General features: G+C 55.8%; 8 protein-coding genes and 1 pseudogene. 7 read left to right on the forward strand and 2 right to left on the reverse strand.

Translation table 11 applies throughout. From position 1 onward, the window contains the following. Positions 1-35 precede the first annotated feature (35 nt). On the forward strand, positions 36-1,046 hold the full coding sequence (locus HX778_RS18835; protein WP_038474139.1) for an NAD(P)-dependent oxidoreductase: 1,011 nt from the start codon (positions 36-38) through the stop codon (positions 1,044-1,046). On the opposite strand, the gene HX778_RS18840 is transcribed toward HX778_RS18835, so the two are convergent. Together HX778_RS18840 and HX778_RS18845 are read right to left on the reverse strand one after the other, a co-directional pair. After that, the gene (locus HX778_RS18840; protein ID WP_038474142.1) at positions 1,043-1,873 is read right to left on the reverse strand and encodes an N-acetylmuramoyl-L-alanine amidase; all 831 of its coding nucleotides are present in this window, start codon (positions 1,871-1,873) and stop codon (positions 1,043-1,045) included. The two genes, HX778_RS18835 and HX778_RS18840, sit on opposite strands and share 4 nt — an antisense overlap. Beyond that, positions 1,870-2,193 (reverse strand): heavy metal-binding domain-containing protein, encoded by a 324-nt coding sequence (locus HX778_RS18845; protein WP_038474145.1) that lies wholly within the window; start codon positions 2,191-2,193, stop codon positions 1,870-1,872. Before HX778_RS18845 ends, HX778_RS18840 begins: the two co-directional genes overlap by 4 nt. A gap of 108 nt (positions 2,194-2,301) precedes the next feature. On the opposite strand from HX778_RS18845, the gene HX778_RS18850 reads away from it, so the two are divergent. The 6 genes and pseudogenes from HX778_RS18850 to artJ (HX778_RS18875) all read left to right on the forward strand — a co-directional run bounded on the left by HX778_RS18850 (position 2,302) and on the right by artJ (HX778_RS18875) (position 6,815). After that, entirely contained in the window at positions 2,302-2,826 is a 525-nt protein-coding gene (locus HX778_RS18850) for a lipoprotein (RefSeq protein ID WP_176982766.1), read from the forward strand. Between the two features lie 227 nt (positions 2,827-3,053). Beyond that, positions 3,054-3,782 (forward strand): annotated as a pseudogene (artP, locus tag HX778_RS18855) (arginine ABC transporter ATP-binding protein ArtP). Between the two features lie 20 nt (positions 3,783-3,802). Beyond that, positions 3,803-4,534 (forward strand): arginine ABC transporter substrate-binding protein, encoded by a 732-nt coding sequence (gene artJ, locus HX778_RS18860; RefSeq protein WP_176982767.1) that lies wholly within the window; start codon positions 3,803-3,805, stop codon positions 4,532-4,534. An 8-nt stretch (positions 4,535-4,542) separates the two neighbouring features. Continuing rightward, positions 4,543-5,259, forward strand: coding sequence for an arginine ABC transporter permease ArtQ (gene artQ, locus HX778_RS18865; protein WP_038474157.1), 717 nt, complete (start codon positions 4,543-4,545; stop codon positions 5,257-5,259). Beyond that, on the forward strand, positions 5,259-5,927 hold the full coding sequence (gene artM, locus HX778_RS18870) for an arginine ABC transporter permease ArtM (RefSeq protein WP_038474160.1): 669 nt from the start codon (positions 5,259-5,261) through the stop codon (positions 5,925-5,927). Before artQ ends, artM begins: the two co-directional genes overlap by 1 nt. Positions 5,928-6,083: 156 nt before the next feature. Then, positions 6,084-6,815, forward strand: a complete 732-nt coding sequence (gene artJ, locus HX778_RS18875; protein ID WP_176982768.1) for an arginine ABC transporter substrate-binding protein ArtJ — start codon at positions 6,084-6,086, stop codon at positions 6,813-6,815. Positions 6,816-7,030 lie beyond the last annotated feature (215 nt).

Genomic DNA, 7,030 nt, shown 5'->3' on the forward strand with positions numbered 1-7,030 from the left:
CGCAGCGTTAATCTCAAATATAACGAGTTGGTCACATGAAGGTACTGGTCACCGGCGCAACCAGCGGTTTAGGCCGAAACGCGGTCGAATATTTACGCGCCAGGGGCGTCAGCGTCCGGGCAACCGGGCGCAACGAAGCGATGGGCAAGCTGCTGCAAAAGATGGGCGCAGAATTTGTCCATGCCGACCTGACGGAGCTGGTCTCTTCCCAGGCGAAAGTGATGCTCGCGGATGTCGACACGCTGTGGCACTGCTCCAGCTTTACCTCGCCGTGGGGAACCCAGCAGGCCTTTGACCTCGCCAACGTCCGCGCCACCCGCCGCCTGGGCGAATGGGCCGTGGCCTGGGGCGTGCGCGACTTTATTCACATCTCGTCGCCGTCGCTCTACTTCGACTACCACCACCACCGCAACATCAGCGAAGATTTCCGCCCGGTGCGCTTTGCCAACGAATTTGCCCGCAGCAAAGCCGCCAGTGAAGAAGTTATTCAGCTGCTGGCGCAGGCCAACCCGAACACCCGCTTCACCATCCTGCGTCCGCAAAGCCTGTTCGGGCCGCACGACAAAGTGTTTTTCCCGCGCCTGGTGCAGATGATGCGCCACTACGGGAGCGTGCTGCTGCCGCGCGGCGGCGATGCGCTGGTGGATATGACCTATCTGGAAAACGCGGTGCATGCGATGTGGCTGGCGACGCAGCAACAGAACTTACCGTCCGGCCGGGCTTACAACATCACCAACATGGAAGCTCGCCCGCTGCGGACCATCGTGCAGAAGCTTATCGACGAGCTGGGCATCAAATGCCGCATCCGCTCGGTGCCGTACCCGATGCTGGACATCATCGCCCGCAGCCTGGAGCACTTTGGCAATAAATCGGCCAAAGAACCGGTGCTCACGCACTACGGCGTCTCCAAGCTGAACTTCGATCTGACGCTGGATACAACACGAGCGGAAACGGAGCTGGGCTACCAGCCTATCATCACCCTTGATGAAGGCATTCGGCGCACCGCGCTGTGGCTTAAAGATCACGGCACGCTGCACCGCGGCTAGCCCTGGCCGTATTTCTCCAGGAGTGCTTCGGCTATCGCCTGACTTTCTGCATCCGCTTCGCCGCTGTAATTCGCCGGGCGGAAATGCATCTGGAAGGCGGTAATCACCCTTTTCTGCTGCGCATCGGTCATGCCCGGCAACACTTCGTAGCCATAGCGGGAAAGTAAATCCAACAGCTCCGCCTTATCCACCGGTTGATAAGGGCCACGGCCATTGAGATAAAATGCCACCCGCGCCGCATCTGGCCATGCGCCAATCCCTTTTTCCGCAAAGTGCTTCCAGGGGAACAGCGGACCCGGGTCAACCTTGCGCTGCGGGGCAATGTCTCCGTGAGCCACCACATTCTGCGGCGCGATGTTATAGCGCGCAACAATCTGCTTCGCTAAATCTTCAAGTACCGCAATCTGCGGCTGGCTGAACGGATAGAAGCGCTGAACGCCCCCGATTCGCGTGTAGCCCTGGTTTTCCAGCTCAATCCCCACGGAAGTATCATTGATGCGCGTAGCGCCTCGCCAGAAGCTTATCCCCGCGTGCCAGGCCAGCTGTTCTTCTGGCACCAGCTGCCAGACAACGGGTTTCCCACCGGACAGCGGTGGCTTAGCCGGAATCAGATAGTGAGCGCTGACGTTACGATCTGTGAGCGTGGAGAGCGACCCTGAAAAATCATCCGCGGTGTAGTGGATAACCAGGATTTTCACCCGTGGATAAGCGGCCTGAGCCTGGTGTCTGGTGTCTACTTTAAAGCTGCCCCGATCGACAATCCCTTTTTGGCCGGCGCAGCCCGCCAGCAGCAGCGCCAGGGCAAGCGCTAAGATCCTGGCTTTCATTTCCGTGTTTTCACCGCCGTGCCGCTGACGCAAACCATCAGCATACTGCCGTCCTTACCCACGGTTTCGTAATCGATATCTATCCCGACTACCGCATTAGCCCCCAGGCTTTCGGCCTGCTCCTGAATTTCGCGGAACGCGATATCCCGCGCTTTACGTAATTCTTTTTCATAAGCACCGGAACGCCCGCCGACGATGTCGCGAACCCCGGCAAAAAAATCGCGGAAAATATTAGCCCCCAGGATAGCTTCCCCGGTCACTACACCGCAGTATTCAGTAATGATGTGGCCTTCCAGGCCCGGCGTCGTTGTAAACTGCATCTCGTTCTCCTCTCTTTGCCATCAACATGTTAGCCCGGCAATCGCCACGCGATTTTGAGCCAATACGCTATGCTAAGGTAGTCCTCCTGAGAAAATAAGGAAATAAAAATGCGCAGCTCAGCTTTGGCTCTTCTCCCCTGTGCGCTGGTTCTGTCGGCCTGTACTACCGTAACGCCAGCCTTTAAAGACATCGGCACCCGCAGCGGCCCCTGCGTCAGCGGCGGCCCGGATGACGTCGCTCAGCAGTTCTATGACTACCGCATCGCCCACAAAGGTGAAGGCCTGAGTTCCGTCGCCGCGCTGCGGCCTTACCTGAGTGATTCCCTGTTCCAGCTGCTGCAAAAATCCAGCACCTCACCGGCCGCACAAAACGCGTTTACCCGCAGCGATATCTTCTCCAGCCAGTCCGAAGGGCCGGATAAAGCAAGCGTTGCCTCTGCGTCAACTATCCCTAATACCGACGCGCGCAATCTTCCGCTGCGGGTCGAGCTCACTCGCGGCAGCCAGACCTGGAAAGATGAAGTGCTGATGGTGCGCGAAGGCCAGTGCTGGGCGGTGGACGATGTGCGTTATCTCGGTGCGGCAAGCCACGCGCCAACCGGCACGCTGCGGCAGGCGGTTGAAGGGAAATAGCGGCAATTTTGGCTTACGCTATGCGGGTGGAAAAAACGTAACCCCTGTAAATAGTCTGGCATTTTCAGGGAATGCGGTTTTTTATACTTAGCCACCACCCGCCTCGCTATTTTGTGCTAACTTTACGCCATGAAAGCAGTTATTTTTAAGTTTTAACGCACAAAGATTGCATAACTATTCTGTTAAAGGTACCCTTTGCGGCCTCAATTGCTATTCAACTTCATCGCATGAGTATTCAACTAGACAGCATTAATTGCTTTTACGGTGCCCATCAGGCGCTGTTCGACATCACACTACATTGCCCGCAGGGTGAGACGCTGGTATTGCTGGGCCCAAGCGGCGCCGGCAAGAGTTCACTTTTGCGCGTGCTTAACCTGCTCGAGATGCCGCGTTCCGGCAAACTCAGCATCGCAGGCAATAATTTCGACTTCTCCAAAGCCCCCGGCGACAAAGCGATTCGCGAACTGCGCCAGAACGTCGGCATGGTCTTCCAGCAATACAATCTGTGGCCGCACCTCACCGTGCTGCAAAACCTGATTGAAGCGCCGTGCCGCGTGCTGGGTTTAAGCAAAGATAAAGCGCGCGAACGCGCCGATAAGCTGCTTGAACGCCTGCGCCTGAAGCCGTATATGGATCGCTATCCGCTGCATCTTTCCGGCGGTCAGCAGCAGCGCGTGGCGATTGCTCGCGCACTGATGATGGAGCCGTAGATTCTGCTGTTTGATGAGCCTACTGCCGCCCTCGACCCGGAAATCACCGCGCAGATCGTCAGCATTATTCGCGAGCTGGCGGAAACCAACATTACTCAGGTCATCGTGACCCATGAAGTAGAAGTGGCGCGTAAAACCGCCAGCCGCGTGGTGTATATGGAAAACGGCCACATCATCGAACAAGGTGATGCCAGCTGCTTTGCTAACCCGCAAACCGATGCGTTTAAATTCTATCTCTCTCACTGATGTTGAACGGGAAAACGACAATGAAAAAAGTTTTGCTGGCCACTCTTTTAGCCACTCTGAGCCTTTCTGCTACCGCCGCACAGACTATCCGTTTTGCTACCGAAGCCTCTTACCCTCCGTTTGAGTCTATCGACGCCAACAACAAGATCGTCGGCTTTGACGTTGACCTGGCTAACGCCCTGTGCAAACAGATCGATGCCACCTGTACCTTTACCAATCAGGCGTTCGACAGCCTGATCCCAAGCCTGAAATTCCGCCGTATTGACGCGGTAATGGCGGGGATGGACATCACGCCTGAGCGTGAAAAACAGGTGCTGTTCACCAAGCCTTACTATGACAACTCCGCGCTGTTTGTTGGCGTGAAGGGCAAGAACGCTGATATCAGCGCGCTGAAAGGCAAGAAAGTGGGTATCCAGAACGGGACCACGCACCAGAAATACATCACCGATAAGCACCCGGAAATCACCACCGTGCCTTATGACAGCTATCAGAACGCTAAGCTGGATCTGCAGAACGGCCGTATTGATGCCATCTTCGGCGATACCGCCGTGGTGACCGAATGGCTGAAAGCCAACCCGGAACTGGTTGCCGTGGGTGATAAAGTGACCGACAAAGATTACTTCGGCACCGGCCTCGGCATCGCCCTGCGCCAGGGCAACACTGACCTGCAGAGCAAATTCAACGCCGCGCTGGATAAAGTGAAACAAGATGGCACCTACAAAGCCATCTACGACAAATGGTTCCAGAAGTAATCGACTCGATGAACGAATTGTTTCCATTAGCAAGCGCCGCCGGGATGACCGTCGGCCTTGCCGTTTGTGCCCTGATAGTCGGCCTCGTGCTGGCGATGATCTTTGCCGTCTGGGAGTCCGCCAAATGGCGCCCGTTGGCATGGATTGGCTCAGGGCTGGTCACGCTTTTCCGTGGCCTGCCTGAAATTCTGGTGGTGCTGTTTATCTACTTCGGCTCCTCCCAGCTGCTGCTGATGCTCTCTGACGGCTTTACCATTAACCTCGGTTTTGCCGCGATTCCGGTCAAAATGGAGATTGAGAACTTTGACGTCAGCCCGTTCCTCTGCGGCGTGATTGCCCTCTCTCTGCTCTATTCCGCCTATGCGTCGCAGACGCTGCGCGGCGCGCTGAAAGCGGTACCGGTTGGGCAATGGGAATCAGGCCAGGCGTTGGGGTTATCCCAAACCGCGATTTTCTTCCGGCTGGTGATGCCGCAGATGTGGCGCCACGCGCTGCCGGGTCTGGGTAACCAGTGGCTGGTATTGCTGAAAGACACCGCCCTGGTGTCGCTTATCAGCGTGAACGACCTGATGCTGCAAACTAAAAGCATTGCCACCCGCACCCAGGAGCCGTTTACCTGGTACGTGATTGCCGCTGCGATTTACCTGGTTATCACCCTGCTGAGCCAGTACATCCTGAAGCGTATCGACCTGCGCGCCACGCGCTTTGAACGGAGACCTGACTGATGCTCGAGTACTTACCGGAGCTGATGAAAGGTCTGCACACCAGCCTGACGCTCACCGCCGCTTCTATTGCCGTAGCGCTCGTGCTGTCGCTGCTGTTCACCATCGTTCTGACGCTGAAAACGCCGGGGCTGGTGCACATTGTGCGCGTCTACATCACGCTGTTTACCGGCACGCCGCTGCTGGTGCAAATCTTCCTCATTTACTACGGGCCGGGGCAGTTCCCGTCGCTTCAGCACTATCCGGTGCTGTGGCATCTGCTTTCCGAACCCTGGCTGTGCGCCTTGATTGCGCTGTCGCTCAACAGCGCCGCGTACACCACGCAGCTATTTTACGGCGCTATCAGAGCCATTCCTGAAGGCCAATGGCAGTCCTGTAGCGCCTTGGGGATGAGCAAGAAAGACACGCTGGCTATCCTGCTGCCGTATGCTTTCAAGCGTGCGCTCTCTTCCTATTCAAACGAAGTAGTGCTGGTCTTTAAAAGTACCTCGCTGGCCTACACCATCACGCTGATGGAAGTGATGGGCTACGGGCAGCTGCTGTACGGACGCACCTATGATGTGGCCGTTTTTGGCGCAGCCGGGCTGGTCTACCTTATTGTTAACGGACTTCTCACGCTGCTGATGCGCTTTATCGAACGCCGGGCGCTGGCCTTCGAGCACCGAAGCTAGAAAGGTTAATAGGAAAGCGGGGCAAACCCCGCTTTTTTTACGCCCCGATAAATATAATTATACATTTTTATTGCATATAAATTCACATTTTGGCATGGTTGTTTGACGTCGGGAAACGACGATTTAAAACAATATTGACAGACGGGAGCAACACGCATGAAAAAGTTACTGTTAGCCGCAATCCTGGCTACAACCGCATTTGGCGCGGCTGCAGCGGAAAAAATCAGCTTCGGCTCTTCGGCAACATATCCTCCTTTTGAATCTCTGGACGCCAGCAATCAGATCGTCGGTTTCGATATCGATCTGGCGAAAGCGCTATGCAAACAAATGCAGGCTGAATGTACCTTCACCAACCACGCCTTCGACAGCCTTATCCCATCGCTGAAGTTCCGCAAATACGATGCGGTCATTTCCGGTATGGACATCACGCCGGAGCGTGCAAAGCAGGTCGCCTTTACCAACCCGTACTATGCCAACTCGGCGGTGGTGATTGCGAAAAAAGGCCAGTTTACGTCGCTGGACGACCTTAAGGGCAAACGCATCGGGATGGAAAACGGAACCACGCACCAGAAATATCTGCAGGATAAACATCCTGAGATCAAAACCGTCTCTTATGACAGCTACCAGAACGCGATCATTGACCTGAAAAATGGCCGTATCGATGGCGTGTTCGGCGATACCGCCGTAGTGAACGAATGGCTGAAAACCAACCCGCAGCTGGCTACCGTGGGCGAGCATGTGACCGACGCGCAGTACTTTGGCACCGGTTTAGGGATTGCGGTTCGCCCGGATAATCAGGCGCTGCTGAAGAAACTCAACGATGCGCTGGCGGCAATTAAAGCAGACGGGACTTACCAGAAGATTAGCAATCAGTGGTTCCCGCAGTAAGTTTGTTCTCACTCCGGGCCGCTCCTTAGTCACAAATATGTTTTATGTAAGGCCCGCTAAGATTCCGTTCACCTCAAGTACAAGCTCATATGCTATCACCGAGCGTAGTGAACGTGTCCGGGGAATAACGCCATCCCCCGGACAGCCCCGGCGCCCGGCAAGCTCATCGCCGCTAAAGCGGTAAACCCACCGACCATCACCCAAACAGTCGGGGT

The sequence above is a fragment of the Cedecea sp. P7760 genome (assembly GCF_013386425.1).
GTDB classification, from domain to species: Bacteria; Pseudomonadota; Gammaproteobacteria; order Enterobacterales; family Enterobacteriaceae; genus Cedecea; species Cedecea selenatireducens.

Bases quoted from the DNA above. Each gene is read 5' to 3' on its own strand.
- HX778_RS18835 (WP_038474139.1), top strand. From the start codon at position 36: ATGAAGGTACTGGTCACCGGCGCAACCAGCGGTTTAGGCCGAAACGCG.
- artQ (WP_038474157.1), top strand. From the start codon at position 4,543: ATGAACGAATTGTTTCCATTAGCAAGCGCCGCCGGGATGACCGTCGGC.
- HX778_RS18845 (WP_038474145.1), bottom strand. From the start codon at position 2,193: ATGCAGTTTACAACGACGCCGGGCCTGGAAGGCCACATCATTACTGAA.
- artJ (WP_176982768.1), top strand. From the start codon at position 6,084: ATGAAAAAGTTACTGTTAGCCGCAATCCTGGCTACAACCGCATTTGGC.
- HX778_RS18850 (WP_176982766.1), top strand. From the start codon at position 2,302: ATGCGCAGCTCAGCTTTGGCTCTTCTCCCCTGTGCGCTGGTTCTGTCG.
- artJ (WP_176982767.1), top strand. From the start codon at position 3,803: ATGAAAAAAGTTTTGCTGGCCACTCTTTTAGCCACTCTGAGCCTTTCT.
- artM (WP_038474160.1), top strand. From the start codon at position 5,259: ATGCTCGAGTACTTACCGGAGCTGATGAAAGGTCTGCACACCAGCCTG.
- HX778_RS18840 (WP_038474142.1), bottom strand. From the start codon at position 1,873: ATGAAAGCCAGGATCTTAGCGCTTGCCCTGGCGCTGCTGCTGGCGGGC.